Raw genomic sequence first — 22,909 nt, 5'->3', positions numbered from 1 at the left:
CCGAGCTTGTTCGGTGTGGGCAGATAAGGAGTCAATTCTGAGTCTGAATGGCAAGGCTTGCACTTGCATCTGACCGAGAGTTCAGCCTTTTAGTGACAGTAATCTGCTGTCAGGCTGGATTAGTTATTTGCGGACTGATTACCGTGATTCACTAATCAACGAATCGCACATTGATCCTTGCTGCGCCATCCAAAAGCCAAAGGGTACGCCAAAGAACCGTATTGCATTCAAAGGTTGAACCAACAAAATACTAAAAACTAGGGAAACCAATGCCCAGACAATTAAAAGATTACGAATTAAAGCAGTATTAGCACGCCAATAAGAACGACGCTGATCCTCATCCATAGTGGTTTATCATCATTGCGTTAGTGCATCAAGATAATACCAGTAAGCTGTTAATATCCTGTGTGATAGCTATATTAATTTTTAAATTATTTAGAGCAGCAAGAAGCCTCACGTCTCACCGTCGATAAAAGCGTGAGATGAATTGCGCGTGAGTTGACGACAGTCCTCTGACCAATTTCCTCCGCAGGGGAAACAGGGAGGAGGACATGGAGGAAACGTAGCTTGCTTCCCCGAAGGGGTATAATTCTTTGTATTATGATGTTTTATAACAAATTGATTTCATTCTAAGATGCTCAAAGTTGTCAAAGTCAGGTTATATCCAGATGCCCAACAACAGCAGTTACTAGCACAAGCTTTTGGCAGTTGTCGTTGGCTGTGGAATTATTGTCTGAATTTGATGAATCAAACATACAAGGAAACTGGTTTTGGACTATCTGGATATGAAGTTAAAAAGCTAATACCACAACTCAAAAAAGAGCATGACTGGCTAACATTGACTTACTCGCAGTGCTTACAGCAAGTCTGCTTAAATTTGGGAGTTGCTTTTAACAACTTCTTTCAAAAAAGAGCTAAATATCCGAACTTCAAGTCAAAGCATGGCAAGCAGTCAATACAGTATCCTCAAAATGTTAAAGTTGCTGATAATCATATAACCTTCCCAAAAATAGGGGATATATCAGCAATTATTCACAGACCTATTGATGGGAAACTTAAGACTGTAACCATCTCTAATAACTGCTCAAATCAATACTTTGCAGCTATTTTATTTGATGATGGCAAAGATAAGCCTCATTGCTGCACGGATGGTAAAGCAATAGGGATTGATTTGGGATTAACACATTTTGCCGTGACTAGCGATGGTTCTAAATTTGATAATCCTAGAATACTTAATAAGCACGAGAAAAATTTAAAGATCAAGCAACAACAACTATCTAGAAAACAAAAAGGCTCTAATAAACGCATTAAATCTAGAAAAAAAGTTGCTAGGGTTCACAGAAAGATTACTAACTGCCGAGAAGATTTTCTACACAAGCTATCTCGTAGAATAGTCAACGAAAACCAAGTTATTGTGGTTGAAAATCTTAATATTAAGGGCATGATGCAAAATCATTGTTTGGCTAAATCCATTCATCAAGTAGGGTGGGGAATGTTTTGCACAATGCTTAAATACAAGGCGGAGATGTCAGGAAAAATTTATCAAGAAGTAGATAGATTTTTCCCTAGTTCAAAAACCTGTTCTATGTGTCTTAATCAAGTTGGCAGCTTGCCACTAGACGTAAGATTTTGGGCTTGTGAGAAGTGCCAAACTAAGCATGATAGGGATGTGAACGCAAGTATTAATCTCAGAGATGAGGGACTACGAATTTTGACCTCTGGAACAGGGGATAAAGCCTGCCGCCCAGATGTAATTCGCAGTAATAGAGGACGCAAGAAATCTACTACTACGTTTTCTGTTGGGCAGGAAGCCCACACTGTACCGTCAGGTCAGTGTAGGTAGTTCACTAAATAATATTTACTCATTGCACAGGAGACAAAAAATCAAACTCCGATTTAATATTCCAGCGCTTACCGTCGTGAAGCAGTAGTGTTAATTTGTCGGCAGTAAACTCAAAATGCAACTGGCGTTTTTCAAATTCTGGCCAAGCAGCTCTAAAGTTTTGCTTTTTTAAATCTCGAAACGCAACCGTCATGTGGGGAGCAAAAGGGCGAGTTTTAGAAACCTTGTCAACGATTCCCAAATTGCTTTCTGTGTAAGCAATTAAATCAGCTTGCAAATTCAAAAGTTCTTGACTTCTGACTACATTAATAAATATGACACGAGGTGCAAAGGCATCAAACCCTTTGAGTGTAATTGCTACAGGGTGTTGTCCAGTAGCAAATTCCTTCAAGGATGCTTCTAGCAGTGGCAAGTTAGCATCTGCCCATTCAAAGGGTGGTTGCAGGGTAATATGAGGCGGAGACTTAAGCGCCGCGCTACTAGCATAATGATCAGCGAAGTGCTGCTTAATCTGGTTGGCGTAGTCTTGAATGTCTTGTGGTGGTAAAAGGGCGACAAAAAAACGGCTCATATCGTGTCCGGTTATTTAGACCGCAGGGGGAAGGAGGTAGGGGGCAGATCGTGCGGCGTGTCCAAGACTTGGGAATTCTGATAGCGCAGCGTTAGCGAGTCATCGAGCGTCTTCCAGCACTGAAGCCTGTGACCTTAGCGAACTTGGGTTCACGGCAAGAACACTTAACCCAAGTGTATTGAACTACAACCAATTGCCAATCAACACATAGGCAGACCAAAAGCTTGGTGCTTTATAGTTAGGATGTTTCAGCAGTTCTAGCTGGGCACGGTGGATAGCTTCAGCTTTAGTGATTTTGCCACTCTTGAGTTCTCGATAGAAGGCACTAACAAACATTGCTGTCGATTCATCATCAATCTGCCACAGGGAGGCTATGGTACTGCGTGCCCCAGCCCGTACAGCTGCTCCTGCAAGACCTAGTGCTGCGCGGCTATCTCCTGTTGCTGTCTGGCAAGCACTCAAAACTAATAGTTCTACTATACTTTTACCCTGACTTTGGAAGAGAGTATCAAAATCCTTGACATTTATCTCACCATCGAAATCCAAAATAAAAGTGTCTTCAAGGCGGGAACTAAACTGACCGTGGGTTGCTAAATGCACTATGTTGAATGAAGCATCACCAATTTCACTCTCTAAATTCTTTTTCTTAAAATCTCCATCTAGTAAGCTAGTTGTCGAGACTCCTGCTTTGGCAATGCCCTCGAATTCAGATTTGACAGCAAGTAACGGTGCAAACTTGGAAAAACCTGGTGGTGGCTGAGTCAATCCTGCGGTTAGCGCTCTTAGTTCCTGTTGTACTAGCGGTTTAGGATCGAGGAGTTGTAGACCTACGCTCAGAGCAACTGCATATTTCTCTACTAAGTATTGCTTACCATCATAGAGAGCGGCCATTGGTAAATTGCGTAACGGGCCATCTAGGACAAACACTAGAGTATCGACCCCACTTTTGTGCAATTGTGACTCAATGGGTTTGAGCAGCCAGTTGTAAACTTCTTGTGCCTGGGTTTTAACGGCTTTGGTAGCGGTGGGATTGACAAGATTTTTTCGCAGTTCTACTAAGAGTTTCTCTACTTTTACTTGGGATATCTTGTTACTGTAACTTTGTAGGGGTTGTTTGGGAATTTTTACAATTACCTGGAGTTCATCAGGAAGAATAATTGGATAAAAGATGGCAGCTGTCGGATTATCTTTATCTACCACTTGATCAAGGGCTACTCTCTGACCTTCTATGCAAGCTTCCTGGAAGAAGTCGTCTAATTCTGCTAGTTGCAGTGCTTCAATCTGTTGGCGGGCTTTCTCCAATATTTTTTCATCTGGTGGTTTTCCTTCTTGGGATTTTAGCAGTAACTCTACTGACTCTCGGTAGACGGGTTCCACGCTGTCCCGAAAGTTGAATTGCACATCCTGGTTGACTACATCTTTATTGGCTACTAAATCTCTGCGAAGAGACTGGAGAGTATTTACAGCTGCATCATAAGCCGCGATCGCACCATTAATATCTTTTTGTGCCCGCAACAATCTACCTAATTGCCACTGCAAGGAATAGGTAATTTCTGGTGCATTGCTGCTCTGTGCTAAAGCTAATCCTTGTTGGGTAAGCTCTTGCGCCTCTGGCCACTGCCTGGTTTCTTCGTACAAGCCGCCCAAACTCTTCAGTGCATAGGCTTCTGCCCGCTTGTCTCCTAAACTGCGAGATTGCTGGATGGCGCTGGCGAGTAATACTGCTGAGTCTTTAGTACTGAATCCTGAGTAGTAATTCTGACTGGATGCTTGCAATATACCACTCTTGACTTTTGCCAGACTTTGAGAAAAGTTAACCTGAGCGTAAATACTAGCACGGCTGAGAGGGAGTTGGTCGATTTGGGATTCAATCAACGGCAAGAGAGTTTGAACTTCTGCCCATCGTTGATCTTCAATGAGTAGTCCGAGATGATTTAGTTGCGCTTGGACTTTTGTTAGGGGTGAGGGAGATACTTCGACTGTTTGTTGATAATAGGCGATCGCCTTTAAACTATCTTGTTGTTTAAGGGCATTATTCCCCAGGCTGAACAGACTGGCCCCAATATCAGCACTTGATTGCAGATTTCGAGCAATTATCAGACTTTCTTCTAGCGCCTGACGTGACTTTTCCAAATCGCCCACTACCATAAGGGCATCACCGAGCGATCGCAAACCTACTGTTTTTTCTATAGAGTCTGGTTGAGATTTCAACGTCTGACTTACCTGCTCAAGTGTTTTGACAGCGCGAGGGTAAAATCCTTGGCTTCGCCACGCCTGTGCTTGATTAATTAGCGATCGCACCACGCCGCTTTTATTGTTTGCTTGCCTGTAAATTTCTTCTGTCTGCCGCCAAGTTGCTAAAGCCGCCTCGGCCTGCCCCATTGTCAGTTGCAGACGACCTTTAATATCCAGTGATTGGGCAAATATTTGCAGATTTTGGTTGTCATCCTGTCCTTTGAGCAAATTTAAGCTCTCTGTAATTGCATCCTGTGCCTGATTCCATGCACCGAGTTGCTGGTAAGCTAAGGAAAGATTACTCAGTGTCGTTGCCAGTTTCAGGCTCTCCCCTTGCTGCTCATATGTATGGATAGCCTGTTGTAACACTTCTACAGCCTTGGCAAAGTTTCCAGAATTGTATAAAATTTTGCCCTGTTTTAGTAGTGAGGCGGGGTCAGCGGTCACAGCCAGCGACGTAAGACTGTTAATTGCTACTTGAGACGAGGAATTAATTGAGTCAGGAACTTTTGCCAGCACGGGTGAACCAAGGATGCATAGCAAAGCTATCAGGAAGTACAAAAAGTGAGCCAGCGTGGTCTTCTTCCAACGCCCTGGCTGCTTTTGACTTTTAACTTTTATAGAATTCGCGCCAACAATCCTAGTTGTTTTAGCCATAAGCATGACAAGAGGTAAGTAATAACCAGGAACGCAAAAGATCAACTGTAAGTATTTGGGTTACCAGGGTAATGTTACCATTTGCATCCATTACTCATGCCTAAGCTTCCACAATCTTATCGGAAAACACGGTCAGCAAAAACCTGAACCCCTTTAGGGATGTGAGATATAAGCAAGTCGTGCGGTTTTAACCGCAATCATCTTTTTTTCGACTGTTTTGATTTTGACAAAGTATCTAAAAACTCTTCAATCACTAGGGCAAAAGGGCAAGGGGAAATGGAATTTTCCATCCCTTAACCTTTTCCCCACTTCTGCAAGAAGTCTACTTTGGTGCTGAGTACTGATAGTATAAAATACCAAAAACCTGGTCGAGGTTGACCAGGTTTTATTGAGTTCACAGGTTTCAAATTGTTAACTAATGAAGTAATTGAAAGTTAATAACTAAGGTGGACTAAACGACGAACAAACTCAGCATTATTGCATTTTTCCGCTTTAGGATTTGGTTTTGCCTTCTAAATTAGGCTTTTTACCACTTCTCTAGTTGATATGCTGAAATTTGCCTGGGTTTATGACAGGGGACACTAAGTCATTGACCCTTTTTGTTTGGTTTTGCTTTATTTGGTGTCCTACTATTTAAGTTATCACTTAGTTGATGAGTTGCAACCCTTAGTTTACTAAAGTTGACGTTTTGTTAGATTTTGCAATCTCGAATCATAAGTTTGATCCCCAGCCCTCTTTTTAAGAGAGTTAAGGGGATCTTGGATAGATAAGCATAGCTAACCAAATTGTATTGTCACCAATTCCACATAATCTGGCTGTCATCCAGATCGTCGGTGACAATACGTCCAATGGCGTCAATTTCTGCCAATTGGGCTGCGGAAAGCTTAATTTGGGCGGCAAATGCATTGTCTAGGGCTTGTTCGGGATAACGTGCCCCGGCGATAGCATTTGTTTGGGGTTGGGCAATTAACCACGCTAAAGCTAACTGAGCAAGGGTACAATTATGAAGAAGGGCTATAGGACGCAGTTTTTCTAGCGCTTGTTGGGCACGTTCAAAGTTTTCGCCTTGAAACAGTTTATTTTTAGCACGGTTATCTGTTGGGTCAAATTTATGACCGAGAGCAAATTTCCCTGTCAATAATCCCTGTGCTAAAGACGAATAAGCAAGGATAGAAATATTGTTTTCGATACAATAGGGCAATGCATCTTGTTCTACCTGTCTCCAGAATAAAGAATAAGGTGGTTGTAAACTATCAATACGTCCATAACTTGCTGCTTCTGCTAACTGGGCGTGGGAAAAATTGGAAACACCAATGGCTCGGATTTTACCTTGCTCTTTAAGCAAGTTAAGAGCGCTCATAGTTTCTTCAATAAGTACTATTTCACTATTGAAAGCACCGGAGGGCCAATGTATTTGGTAAAGGTCGATGTAATCAGTTTTCAGATTGGTTAGGGAACGATGTCTAACGACAAGCCCTTCTCTACGAGAGGCTGCGCCAACGGGTTCGGGGGGTCGCAATCGACGGGAACCGCCAAGACTGCGACCCCCTCACCGCTACGTGTCTACACAAGCTTGAATGACTTGTTCATACTTTAGATAGTTAGCGAAAACTTTCGTGGCATACTCTACACGAGTGCGTACATCAGATAAAGCTTCAGCGATAATTCGCTCAGAGTGTTCTTCACCATAAGCTTCAGCAGTATCAATTGTCGTGATACCAGCTTCATAAGCGGCTCGGATCGTTTTAATCGAGCCAGCATCTTCAATTCCCACCCACACTCTTTTGCCAGCTTGCCAAGTTCCCATAAGAATAGGTGTGATTTCAATACTTTTCGGATAAGCCTAACAATCTCTCTTTTGGTCTGGGAAAAGGTTAAAGGGTAAGGGGGAAAGGTGAATTAAAACCTTTCCCTTTCCCCTTTCCCCCTTAACCGAAAAGTATTGGGTGTGATTTGGACTTCAGAAGTACCTAGCGTAGGCGTAGCCCGTCGTAGACATCGCTTTTCCATAACTGTTTCCTAATTCATTTCCCTGGATAGGTTCATACTTTATCGGTCTTAGCTTGAAAATAAATCAGAGTTACAGTAGATGCTGATGGAATTGACTACAACTTTTCATGCTCTCAAAGAATGGGCAGTCGCCGTAAATGCCTTGGAAAATGGCAAAACAATTATGTTGCTCCGCAAAGGCGGTATCCATGAACGAAATGGACATTTCCAAGTTGCCCACAAGCAAATTTTGCTTTACCCTACTTATGAACATCAACAAGCTTTCATGCTGAAAGCTGAGTATGCCAATCGTGTTTATCCAGTAACATCAGGTTGGCATCCAGAGACAGTTTCCATCGGCAGTTGGGCTGAAATTACGGAAATTTTGCCAGTTAGCGACGAGTCTATTGTTAACGCCTTGCTTCCCTTCCATATTTGGAACGAGCATTTTATTAGCGATCGCCTCAAATGGAAACCACGCCAGCCTCTTTATATTCTTTTGCTGCGGACATATAAACTACCCCAACAAGAAATTCCTTACCAACCTAAATACGGCGGTTGCAAGTCATGGATTGATTTAGATCAACCAATTCACTTGCAAGGAGCAACACCAGTTTTGTCTGACTTTGCATACACTCAACTAGTAGAGACAATTCGCCAGATTGTCGGCGATAAGTTGTATGCTCCATCCTTTCAATAACCCAAGTTGCGGTTTATCAAAGATCAATTTCTTATTGAATGCGAAGGCGCACAATAAAGATGGCGGTTGTGCCTAGCGCAACCGCCATCTGCGGCTTAATCAAAAATACAAGTATTGAAAAAGAGGCAAGGGAGGCGGCAGCCCCAAGGACAGCATTCCCAGTCTGAGACTGGGAACGAGATAATATCTAAAAGCTGATTCTAGGCTGGCTTTCGCGTTAAGTTGACACGTATGAGCAATGCTGTGCCCCAAGGACAGATGTGGTTTTTCAAGCCCCTCATACTTTGTATTTTGCGTCAATGCGTAAGTCCTATCCTATTTGATTGCGTGAAAAAATTCAGTACAACTCAAAGAGGCTTCTTGCCTATTGCCTATTGCCTATTAATAATTAGTTTCCACAATCTGCGCTTATGTATGTAAGCAGAAAAACAAATAGCCTGATTGCGAACCTCAGTCAAAAAAGTAGTTATTGTTACACCCAATCATAAAAAGCGCGGATAACATTAGAAAAATCTCCCCTAGAAGGAAGGTGAGAGAAAGCTGTTTGTCTTTGTGTCCTACTAGCAGCTTTCTCAGGATAGGGCTTGTTAAGTAATCATCCTTTAGTGGATAGAGCTTAATTACATTTGTCTAAAGTATTAGGCAAAAAAGTACCCCACAAGGGTGATAAATAGCTTGACAAAAGTCTGCTATTATGCATTATTAGATAAAAGCAAAGGAGTTTGCAATGCATCGACAAATGTGCTGGTTACCTAAGTCTGGTGGCAACGGAGAGAAGATTTTGTATTTGCAGACAGAACCCAATCAACCTTGGCGTCCTTATACAAGTTTTGGAAATTTTACAGTCCCAGATTATCAAATACCAAATGGTTCTAAAGGTTGGGCAACTTATCAAAAACTTCTCAAAGCAGGTTGGACACTAGTACCTAGCGCACGGGCAAATGAGTTTGGCAGCAGCAGTTACGTAGAGTCAAAAGCCCAAAATCAATAGTTATTGGTTATTAGTCATTAGTATTAGTCATTTGTTACTCTCTGCGTTCCTGCGTCTTCCCAATCTCTCATCTCCCTCATAAACCTCTGGGAGAACCTTCACCGCGAGGATCAGCCGCCCCTTCTAAAGTTCCATCAGATGTAACAGCGATCGCGTTACTATTACCCCAAGGAGTAGTTTCCTTTATTTTATGCCCTCGACGGCGTAAGTCTTGCACAGTAAGAGTATCCAAACCCCAGGGTTCGACGCGCAACTCATCTGGAAGCCATTGATGATGTATGCGTGGAACAGAAACAGCTGCGCCAACATCCATGTTGTATTCCAGCACATTTAGGATGACTTGCAAAACCTGAGTAATAATGGTGCTACCACCAGGCGCACCCGCTGCCATCCGAAAATGACCATTTTCTGTGACAATTGTGGGAGTCATGCTGGATAGAGGAGTTTTGCGGGGTGCAATGGCATTTGCATCGTTACCAACTAAACCAAAAGCATTAGGCACTCCTGGCGCAGCTGCAAAATCATCCATCTCATTATTGAGAACAATTCCAGTTCCCGGTGTCACCACTCCAGCACCAAAAATGAGATTAATTGTGAAAGTCAGACTTACAGCGTTGCGTTCTTCATCCACAACATTGAGATGACTGGTTTGGGGAGATTCATGCCGAGGGCAAGGGGATGAGGGAGCAGGGGAAGCAGGGGGAGATGAGGGGAAAAGGAGACATTTTGAATTCAAGTCTACTGGCTTTACCTCGGTTGAGGATCGAGCCATTTGCATATTAATTTCTTGACGGCGTTTTTTAGCGTAAGCTGGACTGAGCAGTTCTTGTACAGGGACTTTGACAAAATCAGGATCGCCTAAATATTTTGAGCGATCGCTGTAAGCAATCTTCATTGCTTCTACCATTAGATGTATGGCGTCAGGATGATGCCATCCCAAAGATTTCAAATTGGTATCACCGATAATATTTAAAATCTGCAATAGATGAACGCCTCCCGATGAGGGTGGTGGCATTGAGCAAATTTTAGCTTTGCGGAAGTTGCCACAAACGGGAGTTCGCCAGATTGGTTTGTAGGCTTTCAGGTCTTCTAGAGTAATTAAACCACCATTTTTTACCATATCAGAGGCGATCGCCCGAGCAATACTTCCGGTGTAAAAATTTTGGGGATTTTGGGCAACTGCTGTTAAAGTGCGTGCCAAATCACGCTGCACCAGTTTCTCCCCTGGTTGATAAAATTCACCATTGCGAGTGAAAATTTCTCGTGCGGCTGGATTGTTAAGGACTACTTCCTTGCGGGGATCGTTTGCTTGCAGAGAACGCCAAGTTACTACATCACTAAGAATAAAACCATCTTTAGCGAGTGCGATCGCAGGTTTCACTACCTCTTGCCAAGAAAGCTTACCATAGCGACGATGCACTTCATAAAGTCCTGCCACCGTTCCTGGTGTCCCTGCTGCCAAATAACCATTAATACTTGCATTCGGACGCACCTTTCCTTCTGCATCAAGATACATATTTCTTGCAGCTTTCAACGGTGCGCGTTCGCGGAAATCTAGCGCTTTGATATCGCCAGTTTTCTCAGAGTGCATCAGCAAAAATCCGCCGCCGCCGATTCCTGCTGAAAAAGGCTCAACTACTGAAATCGCAAAGGTTGTGGCTACGGCTGCATCGACTGCATTACCACCTTTGCGTAGCATTGAAATCCCGGCTTCACTTGCTAACGGATGGGCTGAAACCACCATCCCTTTTTTGCTGCGTAGGGGTAAAGTTAAGCCAGCTGACGCAACTTGATTGTAAAGGAGAACGCTGAAAGAAAAGATTGCAATGGCTATATGCGCCCCAGGCATCACAACTTGCTTGGATTTAGCAACAGTAAACATTTTTATCCCATTTCTCCTAAAATCTTATGCTTGTCTATAATCTTGGTGTGAGATTATTAATATGATATTGATTTGAAAATTTTACATTACTTATAAACGCTATGTTACTAAAGATAAGTAAAACATTTTTCAAAGCTTTAACTATTGGCTTATGTATCTCTGGCGGAAGTGTCCTCTCTCAAACATTACCGCTTTCCTCTAACTTAGTAGGTTTTAATACGCCTGAAGGCGAAAACTTATTATTTCAGAGTAAATCAAAAGATGACTTTTTTCCATTGAGTATGCAATTCATTACTCAAAATAATCAGGCATATTGTGGTGTTGCTAGTATGGTTATGGTACTGAATGGTCTACAAATTCCAGCACCAGAAGCACCGCAGTACAAACCATATCGAGTATTTACTCAAGAAAACTTTTTTAGCAATGATAATGCCAAAAAAGTGTTAACTCCTGAAGCTGTGTCTCGCCAAGGTATAACTCTAGATCAGTTAGGGCAATTACTAGCTAGCTATGGTGTTAAAGTTAATGTTTATCACGCTGCCGACACTAGTTTAGAGCAGTTCCGTAAACAAGCAGCAGAAAATTTAAAACAACCGCAAGATTTTGTTTTAGTAAACTATTTACGCAAAGAAATAGGTCAAGAGAAAGGAGGGCATATTTCTCCTTTAGCAGCATATAATGAGCAAACAGATAGGTTTTTAATTCTTGATGTTTCTCGTTACAAGTATCCACCAGTTTGGGTAAAAACAGCAGATTTATGGAAAGCAATGCTCACAAATGATTCCACATCAAAAAAAAGCCGTGGCTTTGTATTTGTAAGCAAAAGCCTTTGACATAACAATCGGTTCATTGAATTTACGAATTCTGCGATCGCCCATCCTACATGTAAATAATGTGAGCTAATTATGGATACTGTAATTACACCAGAAAGAATCGAGTTGCCACCTGGCGCGGTGTTGAAGCTTTTGGGAGATTGGAAAGACTATCAAGTATTGAGTCAGCAACTAGGCGATCGCTCCTCGCCTCGCATTAAATATCGAAAAGGAGAAATTCTGCTGATGGCACCGCTACCAGAGCATGGAAGAGATGCGAGTTTACTGGCATTGATAGTAATAGCTCTACTTGACCACTTAAACCGTATATATGAGTCATTTACGCCCATTACCATGAGCTTGCCAGAGGTTAGCGGTATTGAACCAGACTTTTGCTTTTATATTGAAAATTGGAGAGCAGTAGTAGGAAAAAAAAGAATTGATTGGGAGTCAGATCCACCACCAGATTTAGCGATTGAAATAGATGTGACAAGCTACACCGACATTAATGATTTTTTACCTTATCGAGTGCCAGAGGTCTGGATATTAAAAAGTAATCGATTATTAATTTATAAATTGCAGGAAGAAAGTTATGCGATCGCAGAAAGCAGCTACTTTCCAAATGTCAGAGAAATTGTGCAGCAATGTCTCCAAATTGCCAATGAACAAACAACAAGTCAAGCGATTAGGTGGTTAAAAAACTTTTTGCGTGGACAACATTAGTACAATGTCTAACGTAGTTTTAAGAGTTTGTAGTAAGGACTTTAGTCCTTACTACGAACTTACTTATACCAATTTTGTATGAAGATGCATATAACAAGACCCTCCCTGTAGTCCCCCCTTACTAAGGCTACCGTGTATGTGTATACACAAGTCAAATTACCCCCCTTAATCCCCCCTTGGAAAGGTGGGAAAAAAGAAATATAGTTCCCTCCCCTTTATAAGGGGAGGGTTAGGGTGGGGTAAAGCCTATCCTTAATTACGAATTATTTAATCTCTTCGATTTGCGAAACTCCTGGACAACATCTTTAATATCACGTAATTCACCCTCAACTAAATAGTTTAACTGTCGCATTTCATCTGCCGAAATCTTTCCAGCAAGTGAGGCGATCGCTTTTTTTAATTCAGGATATTTTTTTAATATTTCTTGTCGGACAATGGGGACAGGTTCGTAAGGTGGAAAATATTGTTTATCATCTTTTAAGACAACTAAACCCAAACGAGAAATCTGTCCATCAGTGGAATTACCCGCTACCATATCCACCTGTTTTTGAATCAAAGCACGATATATCAAACCCAAGTCCATAATTTGGGGAGCTTTTGCAAAACGTAAATCGTAAGTTTTAGCTAATCCGGGAAAACCATCTTCTCGTTCTAAAAATTCGTAACCGAAACCGCCACGCCACTGCGGTGTATATTGAGTAGCTTGGGAGATAGTTTGAATATTGTAGCGTTTAGCAGTTTCACCCCGAATAATCATCGCAAAAGTATTTTCAAAACCTAAGCTTGGCATCACTTCCAGATTGAATTTTTGAGCGTAAGTTTGTTTTAATCGTTGATAAACTTCTTGAGGATTGTTAACTGCTTTTTGCTTCAAAATTCCAGTAAAAGCTGTACCTGTATATTCAATATAAGCATCAATTTTGCCAGATGTAATCGCACTATGACAAACAAAAGAACCACCCAAGCGAGGGCGACGAACCACTTTCAAGTTAGTAGTTGCCTCAATTTGCTGTGCTAAAAGTTCACCTAAAATATCTTGTTCTGTAAAATCTTTGGAAGCAACGATAATATCACCACTGCTACTATTTAAGTTCGGCGTGCAGCCAGTGATTACCAGTAACACAGCAAAAGTTAAAAAGCAAAAGGCTAAAAATCTTTTCATTACTTGTTTAACTTTTTATTTTTAATTTATTCTCTAACCAGCCAATTACAAAGTCAGCCAGTAATGCAATTGCCGCCGCCGGAACCGCACCAGCTAAAATTAACTGATCGTTGACTACTGAAATCCCGCGAAAAATAAATACTCCTAAACCACCAGCACCTATTGCTGCTGCAATAGTTGCAATCCCAACAGCAATGACAGTTGCTACTCTTACCCCTGCCAAAATTACTCCCATCGCCAAGGGAATTTCGACTTGTATTAATAATTGCCTATCTGTCATTCCCATACCTCTGCCAGCTTCTCGAATTGCTGGATCTACGCCAGTGATCCCTGTGTAAGTATTGCGAATTATTGGTAAAAAAGAATATACAGTCAAGGCAATAATTGCTGGTAATACACCAATTCCAGCAACGGGAATGAGTAAACCAAACAACGCCAAACTAGGAATTGTTTGGAAAATATTTGCTATGCCGAGAATGGGTTGGCGAAGATAAGTTTTACGTGTAATTAAAATTCCTAATGGAATGCCTACGAATATAGCAATTCCAATTGCAATGCCTACTAAAAATAAGTGTTCTAGAGTATGCTGAAGGATTTCTGGAGCATACTTAATCAGGAAGAAATCTTTCATAAAGCGTTTTTCAGGGAACACAAACATTGCAGAAAGGCGAGGCTTTCTGGATGTTGCGATCGCATAAATTCATCTGTCGTCCCCAATACTACCAATTCTCCGCCATACATCAAACCAATTCTCGATGCTAAGACAAAGGCTTCTTGAATATCGTGGGTGACAAAAACAACTGTCTTGCCTAATTCTTGCTGCAAATTCCGAAACTCTTGTTGAAGTTCTAGGCGCGTAATGGGATCGAGTGCGCCAAAGGGTTCATCCATTAACAACACAGGCGGATCTGCTGCTAAAGCCCTGGCTACACCAACTCTTTGCTTTTGCCCTCCCGAAAGTTCGTGTGGGTAACGCCCAGCGAATTGTGCTGGTTCTAAACCTACAAGTTGCAACAATTCATAAACCCGCGTTTTAATTTGTTTGGGTTGCCAACCTTCCAAAGCCGGGACTAAACCCACATTGCGTTCGACAGTGAAATGGGGAAATAAACCAATTTCTTGAATTACGTAACCAATTTTTCGCCGCAGTTTAATTTCATCCCATTCAGTTGTGGGAATACCATCAAATAAAACTTCGCCTTGTGTAGGTGTAAATAGGCGATTAATTAACTTCATTGTCGTGGTTTTGCCGCTACCACTGCGCCCAAGTAATACTAGTGCTTCTCCTTGGTGAATGGTGAAATTGAGGTTTGACACCAATGGGCGATGGTTGCGGCTAAAAGTAACATCGCGGAATTCGACAGCGGTTTGGTTATTTTGCGGCATGAGTAGCTTTTGATATAGGCATATATCACATTATTTGTTGATTTTGCTATTATGCTAACGCCCGCGTTGACCTATTCAGATTTTAGCGATACTGCTAAGAATAGCCTTAAGGCTTTACAGTAGGGAAAAGATCAGAAAGTTCGGACAGTAGAAAGCAATAGGTACAACAGTTGGTAATAACTATATTATGAACTCGTTTGAAAGTATAACAATTGAAGGATATCGTCGCTTGTATAATGTACAAATCGATATGCATGAGCGACCCCTGACGGTAATGATTGGTGCTAATGGTGTAGGTAAAACCTCTCTGTTAGAAATTTTTTCACTTTTAGCAGCATCAGCAAATGCTCAACTAGGAACCAAAATTTCCGAGTTGGGTGGACTGAGTGATATTATGACGCGCGATCAGGCTAAAAGTATAACAATTTCTTTGTCTATGAGTGTGCCCGGTTATGCACCACTAGACTACTCGCTAGAAGTCGCTCCTAAAGGGTTAGCATATGAAATTGCTCTAGAAACACTTACTCAACAAAATGATCGTCATGCATCGGAACCCTTTAAACACATTGACTCTCGTGGTTTAGATGTTAAATATTTTAATACAGAAGATCAAAAGCTATTGCGTCCAAATTGGGATCATAATCCCTTAGAAACTTCTCTTGCTCAAGTTCCCAAAATGTACCAAGAGCCAGAGAATCTGCGAAAAAGATTAGCTTCTTGCACTTTTTATGGAGCATTAAATGTTACTCCTAAAAGCCCAGTTCGTTTACCACAATCAATGCGCCCAGTGACCTTACCAGGTTCTCATGGAGAAGATTTAGTTTCCTGCCTTTATTATTTGCGAGAAACTGATTCAGAACGATTTGAAATTATTGAAGATACCCTTGCTGCTGCATTTCCAGATTTTGAGCGTTTATCGTTTCCGCCAGTAGCAGCAGGAACTTTAGCAATGACTTGGAAAGACAAAAATTTTTCTAAGCCTCTTTATATGCACCAGTTGTCTGAGGGAACTTTGCGGTTTCTTTGGTTAGTAACACTGCTGCAAAGTCCAGATTTAACTGCTGTCACTCTTATTGATGAGCCAGAAGTCAGCTTACACCCAGAACTATTAAGACTATTAGCTGATTTAATGCGCGAAGCTGCCCAACGAACTCAGCTAATTGTGGCAACCCATTCAGATAGATTAATAAGATTTTTAAAACCTGAAGAAGTTCTAGTTTGTGATTCTGAGGATGGTTTAACAACTATGAATTGGGGTGACTTGTTTGATTTAGAAAAATGGCTAGAAGATTATAGTTTAGATCAAATTTGGGCGATGAACTTAATTGGTGGTCGTCCATGAGAATAGCAATTTTAGTTGAAGGTGCAACAGAAAAAGCTTTTGAGCCAATTTTACGAGATTTCCTTAAGTCACGCTTGCAACAACAGATGCCTAAACTTCAGTTTATACCTGATGATGGTCGCATTCCCAAAGAAGAAAAACTCAGGCGTAAGGTTGAGAATTTACTGACAGGGAGGGATGCTTTCAATGCTGTGATTGCACTAACAGATGTTTATACAGGAACCAATGATTTTCAAGATGCAGCAGATGCTAAGGCAAAAATGAAAATGTGGGTGGGGAATAACCCTAGTTTTTATCCCCATGCAGCGCAGTATGATTTTGAAGCTTGGCTACTACCTTATTGGCCAACTATTCAAAAATTGGCTGGACATAATAAGTCAGCGCCAAGGGGATTACCTGAGCAGGTGAATCACAAGAAACCTCCGTCATATCATATTAAAGAAATATTCGAGTTAGGTAAAAAACGCAGTTATAGTAAAACTCGCGATGCAGCCAAGATTTTAAAAAACAATAATCTAATGGATGCAGTCAATTTGTGTCCGGAATTAAAGGAATTTTTGAATACTATTCTGTCTCTTTGTGAGATTGATTTGATTCCATGACTGAACTGCCTCAATTAAATGGCGTTCCGGTTCAGCAGAACTCGCAATTTTACCATCATTTTTCGGTATCTAATCAGTAATGTAAGAAGGCAAAAGTTAAACCGCTCTCGGTACAAAAAAACCACTCACTTTAAATTAATCTGAGTGGCGATTTTCTCCAAAGTAGGGAGTACCTAAAGCTTTCGGGGGTGTAGATTTCCCCGCTAATCCCACTAATGCTAATAAAGCGATCGCATAAGGTAGCATTACTAAAAATTGGTAAGGAATATTTGCCCCTAATGCCTGAATTCGCAGTTGTAAAGCTTCTGTAGCCCCAAACAGCAAACAAGCCAAAGCACTACCTATAGGATGCCATCTGCCAAAAATTAATGCTGCGATCGCAATAAATCCTTTACCAGCACTCATCCCCTCGGCAAAAAATCTTACCTGTACCAGAGTTAAATAAGCACCTCCTAAACTCGCAAGACAGCCACTAATCACCACAGCGATATAACGGATATTTCGTACCGAAATTCCAGCAGTGTCAGCAGCTTTCGGAGATTCACCCACTGCCCGCAATGTCAGCCCAAAGCTAGTTTTAAATAAAAGATATGTAGTGAAAATAACTAAGATAAATAATAAATATACTAAAAAATCTGACTGAAATAATAGCGGCCCGATCAGGGAAATATTGGCTAAACCAGGAATAGTAATTGTCCCAATTCCAGGTAATTGTTGCGTACTACTGCCACTAAACACTAACCGGGCTAAAAACGATGTTAATCCAGCTGCAACAAGATTAATTGCTAGCCCAGATACCAATTGATCGACACGCAAAGTTACACATAAAAAAGCATGAAGTAGTCCGACTAATCCCCCAGCCATCAAGGATGCAAGGATACCAAGCCAGGGATTGCCTGTGTAGAAAGTCGCAGCAGCACTAGTAAAAGCACCTGTAAGTAACATTCCTTCTAAGGCGATATTTAACACCCCCGAACGTTCCGAATACAATCCTCCAAGGGCTGCAAATGCTAGGGGGACGGCTAGACGTAAGGTAGCTACCAAGTAATCAGAGAAGAAGTTGAGATTATTCATAGAGTTATACCATTGTAGAGACGCGATTCATCGCGTCTTTACCCAAGGATATGTTGCAATCATTAATTAAATTGGTATGAGTTTTTAACGCAAAGTTTCGCAGAGTTTCCTGGATTAAACCTTTGCGCCTCTCTGCGTTTTTACTCTTATTTCTCTTTCCACCGCGAAACTGATAGCAATAAATAACACCATAAACCCCTGAATCGCGTAAACTACAGTTACCGGCACACCTGCACTACGCTGCATCACATTTGCACCACTGCGAAGCGCTGCAAAAAACAAAGAAGTCAATACTACACCGACAACACTACCACGACTTAAAAAAGCGATCGCAATGGCATCAAATCCATAACCTGGGGAAACTTGTTCAAATAGCCGATATTTCAATCCCATCACCTCACAACTCCCAGCTAACCCAGCTAATCCACCCGCAGCAGCCATCACCAGCATAATGGTACGTTCAACAGATATATGGGCATAACGGGCGGCAATCGGGTTAAATCCCACTGCTGTAATTTGATAACCTAGAGGCGATCGCACTAACAATACCCATAAAATACCTGCGGCAATTAAACCGAATAAAATCCCAGCATGGGCAAGGCTTTGCGGTAAGATAATCGGCAAACGCGATGTTTTGGCAATTAATGGCGAATAAGGGCTAGGCGCACCTGTTGCCATTAATGGATTTTGGACGAGGTAGCTAACTAAATTTACGGCGATATAGTTGAGCAATAATGTAGTAATTACCTCATTCACTCCACGCATGGCTTTGAGATAACCAGGAATCCAACCCCAAACTGCACCAAAAACAAATCCTGCTAAAAGTGCTAAGGGGATATGAATCACCGCAGGTAATCCTTGCACATATAACCCAATTAAAGTACTTCCCAACGCACCCAGATAAATTTGTCCTTCTCCACCGATATTAAATTGCCCAGCCCGCAACGCCACTAACACGCCTAAACTGGTGAATAATAGCGGTGTCATTTTGGTGAGGGTGTTACCTAATCCAAAGTATGTGGAGAGAGATTCTTGAAATAAAATGCTGTATGCGGTGATGGGATTTGCCCCAGCAATTAGCATCAGGATAGCACCGACGATGAGGGCGGAGGTAATCGCAATGAGCGGTGATAAGATTGGTAACAGGAATTTCATGCGATTAGTTGCGATCGTTAAGTTTGGAGATATGATTTCCTATACAGTTCATTAACTCCTCAAAACTGGATCAAATTGAACAATTTACAAACATCATTTTTAGTTTTAAATTTTGTTCTAACTGTTCTGCTGATTTTGAATCGCTGTAATTTCATCAGGCGTTAAAGTTACAACTTTTCCTTCTCGTATAATACTAATCGATTGGCCAAGCTTACGATGTCGTTCTATTGCTGCTGCAATTGCTGCTTTGACTCCAGCATCAATTTTATAATGTAACTTTTTCATCTCTTCTTCAGTCATTTCATACCTCTATAATTTGGTTCCAAATCTCATTTATATAAATAATAGGCTGTTGATGAATAATGCTTTCAGCAACAAAAAGGGGAGATGATCTAGAGTTATCATAGATCATCCAACCATCGCACAAAGGTAAGTATAAAGAAATCAGGTTCTTTCGCCCCTGTTGGTAGCGTCTACGAATAACATCTTCTGGAATAGAGTGTCCACCACTAGCAACCCTTGCTGCTACTCGTTCTACTGCTAAGTCAACGCTTTGTAACCAAAAGTATATCAAGTTAATTGTGTAGCCTTTTGCTCTACAACCAATAATAAAAGGTGCAAAACTTCTAGCTGCTAGCGTAGTTTCAAAAGCAAAATCACTACCTGAATTAGATAACCTCCGCAGTCGCATAATCATTAACCTTCCTGCTTCCATAGCCATTGAATCGGGATTTAATGGAGATAGTCCAGCAGCAATAGCATCTGCATTTACGTACTCAAAGCAGTCTAGAAAATTTGGTAATAAACTCATCGATACGGTGGTTTTTCCTGAACCATTTGCACCACCAATAATATAAAGACTCGGCATTTTACTCTCTGGGTGTTCCCCCAGCCATCAACAAACCAACTTCTTCCACCTTCGCCGTGGCTGCATCCAAAATAGCCACAAACTCACCTCTGTAGATTACGGCAATGCGATCGCTCATTGCCATCACTTCTTCTAACTCAGTAGAAATATACAAAATTGCCGCACCGCGATCGCGTTCTGTTAAGATTCGAGACTGAACGGCTACTGTCGCCCCGACATCTAACCCCCTTGTGGGTTGCATGGCAATAATTAAAGCTGGTGTTTGCGCCAGTTCTCGCGCTAACACCACTTTTTGTTGATTTCCTCCCGAAAGCTGACTTACCTTGATATCAATCCCATTCGCCCGAATGTCAAACTCTTGCATTGCAGCTTGGGCACGATTTGCGATCGCTTCTTGTTGTAACAAAAAACGGCGACAAAATGGCAGATATTTAAAAGCTTTTAAAATCAAATTTTGGGCGATGCTAAATTGCAACACCAATCCCATTGTCTGCCTATCTTCTGGGATGTAGCCCACTGAGGAATCCTTGGGCGTAAACTCAATTTTACCCTGCTTAATAGTCCTCACAAGAGCGATGGCATCAGCTAATTCTCGCTGTCCATTGCCATCTACACCAGCAATTCCTAAAATTTCTCCCGCCCGCAGTTCAAAAGAGACATTATTTACAGCCAGAATATTTATTTCATCAACAACTTGCAAATTTTGCACCGATAGAATAATTTCTCCTGGTAATGTCGGACTTTTATTTAATTGTAAAGCTACCTCCCGTCCTACCATCAATGCTGCTAAATGCTGAGGTGTTGTCGCTTCAGTTGATGTTGTCGCTACTACTTTTCCCTGGCGTAAAACTGTGACTGAATCACAGAGATTCATTACTTCTTCTAACTTATGACTGATAAAAATGATTGTGTTACCTGCGGCTGCCAATTGGCGCAAGATAGCAATTAATGATTCTACTTCTGGTGGTGTCAAAACTGCTGTAGGTTCATCAAGAATCAACAACTTTGCTCGACGGTAGAGAACTTTGAGAATTTCTACCCGCTGTTGTGCCCCAACAGATAAATTTTCAACTTTGGCAGTGGGTTCAATTTCTAATCCATAAGCTTGGGATAAAGCGGCGATTTCTTGCTGTTTTTCTTCTAGATTTAGCCGCCAAGTTTTCTCCATCCCTAAGATGATATTTTCTGTAACAGTAAGTTTAGGTACAAGCATGAAATGTTGGTAAATCATGCCAATGCCTAATTTAATTGCCTCGTTTGGTGAAGTAATTGTTATTGGTTGTTCTTGGAGATAAATTTCACCAGCATCAGGTTGATAGAGTCCACTAATAATATTCATTAAAGTACTCTTACCCGCGCCATTTTCGCCTAGTATTGCATGAATGGTTCCAGATGCAACAGAGAGATTGATATTGTCGTTAGCAATAAAAGGCCCAAAGCGTTTGGTAATATTGTTTAAGCGTAAATAGTTCATGTTCACAAAGCTGATAGCTTGTTGAGGACTGTAGTATACTCCTTGCAAAAGTCTCTAACACCCCACCCCTTGGTAAAGCTAAGGTGTACACACAAGTCACCCAATACGCCGGGGATAAGGCAAAAAGCCCCCATTGTAGAGACGCGATTCATCGCGTCTAAAATACTGGCGCATTAGACAGACGCGATAAATCGCCGTCTCTACAAAGACAATTCTTCCTGTTTTTTAATCTAGTCTGCTAAACCTATGTTGTTGCTTTCTTCACGCAGCGCGTATCCTTACCAGCCTCTTTGCAGTCTTCAAAAACGGTTTTTTTATTAACAATCTCTTGCTTTGCATTCAATACCTTTTGCTTTATTGCTTCCGGCACGATTGCCCCGAATTTACCTAAAAATAATATATCTGTTCTTTCTAACCCAATTGTATATATTTGTCCTTTAATTTGTTTTTGTCTAGCTAATTCTGCTATATAATTTATCGCTAAATCTAAGCGTTTCACTGCGCTGGTTAAGACAGCTTTTGGTGCAACATTTAATTGATCCTTGGTATTACCAAAAGCATATACTCCTTTTTCACCTGCTGTTTGTAAAACTGCGGCTGAGGCATTATCTAACCATTGATAGATGACATCAGCACCAGAAGAAATTAATGCCAGAGTCGCTTCCTTAGCTTTGGCAACATCATTCCAATCACCTGTAAAAGTAGAAGTAATTTGGATATTTGGTTTAACAGACTTTGCTCCTAATTCAAACCCCCGCAGTTCTCCCTCGGTAGCGGGGAACTTCTCTCCAGCAATATAAGCTAATTTATTAGATTTAGTCACAGAAGCACCGATAATGCCACACAAATAACTAGCTTGTAGGTGATCTATTCGTAAAGAAGCAATATTCTCACCCTTGAGATTACCATTTACTCCGACAAAAAACGTGTTGGGAAACTGTGAAGCGACTTGTTCAATTGCGGCATCAAATTGTCCGCCATGCGCGAAGATGAGATTGTAGCCTTTACGAGCAAAATCTGTTAATACTTCTGTTTGATCTGCTTGTGGTACTTTTTCAACATAGGCGGTTTCTGCACCTAGCTTTTGTTTTGCTAGATTGATTCCTTCATAACCAGATTGATTCCAGCCTTTATCGGTAATTGTGCCAGGGAGAGCGATCGCTATTTTAAACCCTTCAGCACCACCTGTTGTTGTAGCTGTTGGTATCGTCTGATTACTACAAGCTTGCAGCAGTAAACTAGTACTAAACCCTGCTGAACCAAGCAAGATAAATTCACGCCGACTAAAGTTTGTTGTCATACCTCGCCTTCAGATAGCTATTTAAGTTATTTCAACACTCTAGAGTCGTAGGTGGTACTTTGGAAACAATTTTTCCCGGATTTATTAAAGACGCGATGAATCGCCGTCTCTACAATAATCAGTCTTTTGTAGAGACGGCGATT

19 protein-coding genes and 2 pseudogenes are annotated in these 22,909 nt (G+C 41.4%); 7 read left to right on the top strand and 14 right to left on the bottom strand.

Translation table 11 applies throughout. From position 1 onward, the window contains the following. Nucleotides 1–168: 168 nt before the first annotated feature. Nucleotides 169–345: pseudogene (locus VB740_RS28945) on the bottom strand (DUF4212 domain-containing protein); the annotation flags it as partial. Nucleotides 346–634: 289 nt separating this feature from the next. Here VB740_RS28945 and VB740_RS28940 point away from each other — a divergent pair. Further along, nucleotides 635–1,843: a transposase gene (locus tag VB740_RS28940; protein ID WP_323203291.1), complete on the top strand. Its 1,209-nt coding sequence runs from the start codon at nucleotides 635–637 to the stop codon at nucleotides 1,841–1,843. Nucleotides 1,844–1,862: 19 nt separating this feature from the next. Here the strand turns inward: VB740_RS28940 and VB740_RS28935 are convergent, their stop codons facing one another. The 3 genes and pseudogenes from VB740_RS28935 to VB740_RS28925 all read right to left on the bottom strand — a co-directional run bounded on the left by VB740_RS28935 (nucleotide 1,863) and on the right by VB740_RS28925 (nucleotide 7,113). Beyond that, nucleotides 1,863–2,414 (bottom strand): 2'-5' RNA ligase family protein, encoded by a 552-nt coding sequence (locus VB740_RS28935; protein WP_323203290.1) that lies wholly within the window; start codon nucleotides 2,412–2,414, stop codon nucleotides 1,863–1,865. Between the two features lie 183 nt (nucleotides 2,415–2,597). After that, nucleotides 2,598–5,306: a CHAT domain-containing protein gene (locus tag VB740_RS28930; protein WP_323203289.1), complete on the bottom strand. Its 2,709-nt coding sequence runs from the start codon at nucleotides 5,304–5,306 to the stop codon at nucleotides 2,598–2,600. A gap of 793 nt (nucleotides 5,307–6,099) precedes the next feature. After that, nucleotides 6,100–7,113 (bottom strand): annotated as a pseudogene (locus VB740_RS28925) (aldo/keto reductase). Nucleotides 7,114–7,395: 282 nt separating this feature from the next. Here VB740_RS28925 and VB740_RS28920 point away from each other — a divergent pair. Beyond that, the gene (locus VB740_RS28920; RefSeq protein WP_323203288.1) at nucleotides 7,396–7,995 is read left to right on the top strand and encodes a DUF1802 family protein; all 600 of its coding nucleotides are present in this window, start codon (nucleotides 7,396–7,398) and stop codon (nucleotides 7,993–7,995) included. A gap of 727 nt (nucleotides 7,996–8,722) precedes the next feature. Beyond that, the gene (locus VB740_RS28915) at nucleotides 8,723–8,986 is read left to right on the top strand and encodes a hypothetical protein (RefSeq protein WP_323203287.1); all 264 of its coding nucleotides are present in this window, start codon (nucleotides 8,723–8,725) and stop codon (nucleotides 8,984–8,986) included. Nucleotides 8,987–9,062: 76 nt separating this feature from the next. Here the strand turns inward: VB740_RS28915 and ggt are convergent, their stop codons facing one another. Then, nucleotides 9,063–10,868: a gamma-glutamyltransferase gene (gene ggt, locus VB740_RS28910; RefSeq protein WP_323203286.1), complete on the bottom strand. Its 1,806-nt coding sequence runs from the start codon at nucleotides 10,866–10,868 to the stop codon at nucleotides 9,063–9,065. 101 nt (nucleotides 10,869–10,969) lie between these two features. Here ggt and VB740_RS28905 point away from each other — a divergent pair, with 101 nt between their 5' ends. Further along, nucleotides 10,970–11,701 (top strand): phytochelatin synthase family protein, encoded by a 732-nt coding sequence (locus VB740_RS28905; RefSeq protein WP_323203285.1) that lies wholly within the window; start codon nucleotides 10,970–10,972, stop codon nucleotides 11,699–11,701. A 72-nt stretch (nucleotides 11,702–11,773) separates the two neighbouring features. After that, nucleotides 11,774–12,403, top strand: coding sequence for a Uma2 family endonuclease (locus VB740_RS28900; protein ID WP_323203284.1), 630 nt, complete (start codon nucleotides 11,774–11,776; stop codon nucleotides 12,401–12,403). A gap of 256 nt (nucleotides 12,404–12,659) precedes the next feature. Here VB740_RS28900 and VB740_RS28895 read toward each other — a convergent pair whose 3' ends face one another. The 3 genes from VB740_RS28895 to VB740_RS28885 are packed head-to-tail and all read right to left on the bottom strand — an operon-like array spanning nucleotide 12,660 to nucleotide 14,951. After that, the gene (locus VB740_RS28895; protein WP_323203283.1) at nucleotides 12,660–13,565 is read right to left on the bottom strand and encodes a glycine betaine ABC transporter substrate-binding protein; all 906 of its coding nucleotides are present in this window, start codon (nucleotides 13,563–13,565) and stop codon (nucleotides 12,660–12,662) included. A 7-nt stretch (nucleotides 13,566–13,572) separates the two neighbouring features. Then, nucleotides 13,573–14,196: an ABC transporter permease gene (locus VB740_RS28890; RefSeq protein ID WP_323203282.1), complete on the bottom strand. Its 624-nt coding sequence runs from the start codon at nucleotides 14,194–14,196 to the stop codon at nucleotides 13,573–13,575. Further along, the gene (locus VB740_RS28885; protein ID WP_323203281.1) at nucleotides 14,193–14,951 is read right to left on the bottom strand and encodes an ATP-binding cassette domain-containing protein; all 759 of its coding nucleotides are present in this window, start codon (nucleotides 14,949–14,951) and stop codon (nucleotides 14,193–14,195) included. Before VB740_RS28885 ends, VB740_RS28890 begins: the two co-directional genes overlap by 4 nt. Nucleotides 14,952–15,138: 187 nt before the next feature. On the opposite strand from VB740_RS28885, the gene VB740_RS28880 reads away from it, so the two are divergent. After that, the gene (locus tag VB740_RS28880) at nucleotides 15,139–16,293 is read left to right on the top strand and encodes an AAA family ATPase (protein ID WP_323203280.1); all 1,155 of its coding nucleotides are present in this window, start codon (nucleotides 15,139–15,141) and stop codon (nucleotides 16,291–16,293) included. Then, on the top strand, nucleotides 16,290–16,895 hold the full coding sequence (locus tag VB740_RS28875; protein ID WP_323203279.1) for a DUF4276 family protein: 606 nt from the start codon (nucleotides 16,290–16,292) through the stop codon (nucleotides 16,893–16,895). Before VB740_RS28880 ends, VB740_RS28875 begins: the two co-directional genes overlap by 4 nt. A 135-nt stretch (nucleotides 16,896–17,030) precedes the next feature. Here VB740_RS28875 and VB740_RS28870 read toward each other — a convergent pair whose 3' ends face one another. From VB740_RS28870 to VB740_RS28845, 6 genes are all read right to left on the bottom strand, one after another. Beyond that, on the bottom strand, nucleotides 17,031–17,969 hold the full coding sequence (locus tag VB740_RS28870) for an ABC transporter permease (RefSeq protein WP_323203278.1): 939 nt from the start codon (nucleotides 17,967–17,969) through the stop codon (nucleotides 17,031–17,033). A gap of 114 nt (nucleotides 17,970–18,083) precedes the next feature. After that, entirely contained in the window at nucleotides 18,084–19,124 is a 1,041-nt protein-coding gene (locus VB740_RS28865; protein ID WP_323203277.1) for an ABC transporter permease, read from the bottom strand. 117 nt (nucleotides 19,125–19,241) lie between these two features. Next, on the bottom strand, nucleotides 19,242–19,424 hold the full coding sequence (locus tag VB740_RS28860) for a hypothetical protein (protein WP_323203276.1): 183 nt from the start codon (nucleotides 19,422–19,424) through the stop codon (nucleotides 19,242–19,244). A 1-nt stretch (nucleotide 19,425) separates the two neighbouring features. Beyond that, nucleotides 19,426–19,992, bottom strand: a complete 567-nt coding sequence (locus VB740_RS28855) for a zeta toxin family protein (RefSeq protein ID WP_323203275.1) — start codon at nucleotides 19,990–19,992, stop codon at nucleotides 19,426–19,428. A 1-nt stretch (nucleotide 19,993) separates the two neighbouring features. Further along, the gene (locus VB740_RS28850; RefSeq protein ID WP_323203274.1) at nucleotides 19,994–21,466 is read right to left on the bottom strand and encodes an ABC transporter ATP-binding protein; all 1,473 of its coding nucleotides are present in this window, start codon (nucleotides 21,464–21,466) and stop codon (nucleotides 19,994–19,996) included. Nucleotides 21,467–21,710: 244 nt separating this feature from the next. After that, nucleotides 21,711–22,766 carry a BMP family protein gene (locus VB740_RS28845; RefSeq protein ID WP_323203273.1) on the bottom strand — a complete coding sequence of 352 codons (1,056 nt, stop codon included), beginning with the start codon at nucleotides 22,764–22,766 and terminating at the stop codon, nucleotides 21,711–21,713. Nucleotides 22,767–22,909 lie beyond the last annotated feature (143 nt).

The organism is Nostoc sp. UHCC 0251 (assembly GCF_034932245.1).
GTDB lineage: Bacteria > Cyanobacteriota > Cyanobacteriia > Cyanobacteriales > Nostocaceae > Nostoc.
The sequence above is the reverse complement of the archived record's forward strand: the minus strand, read 5'-3'. Positions and strand labels throughout refer to the sequence as shown.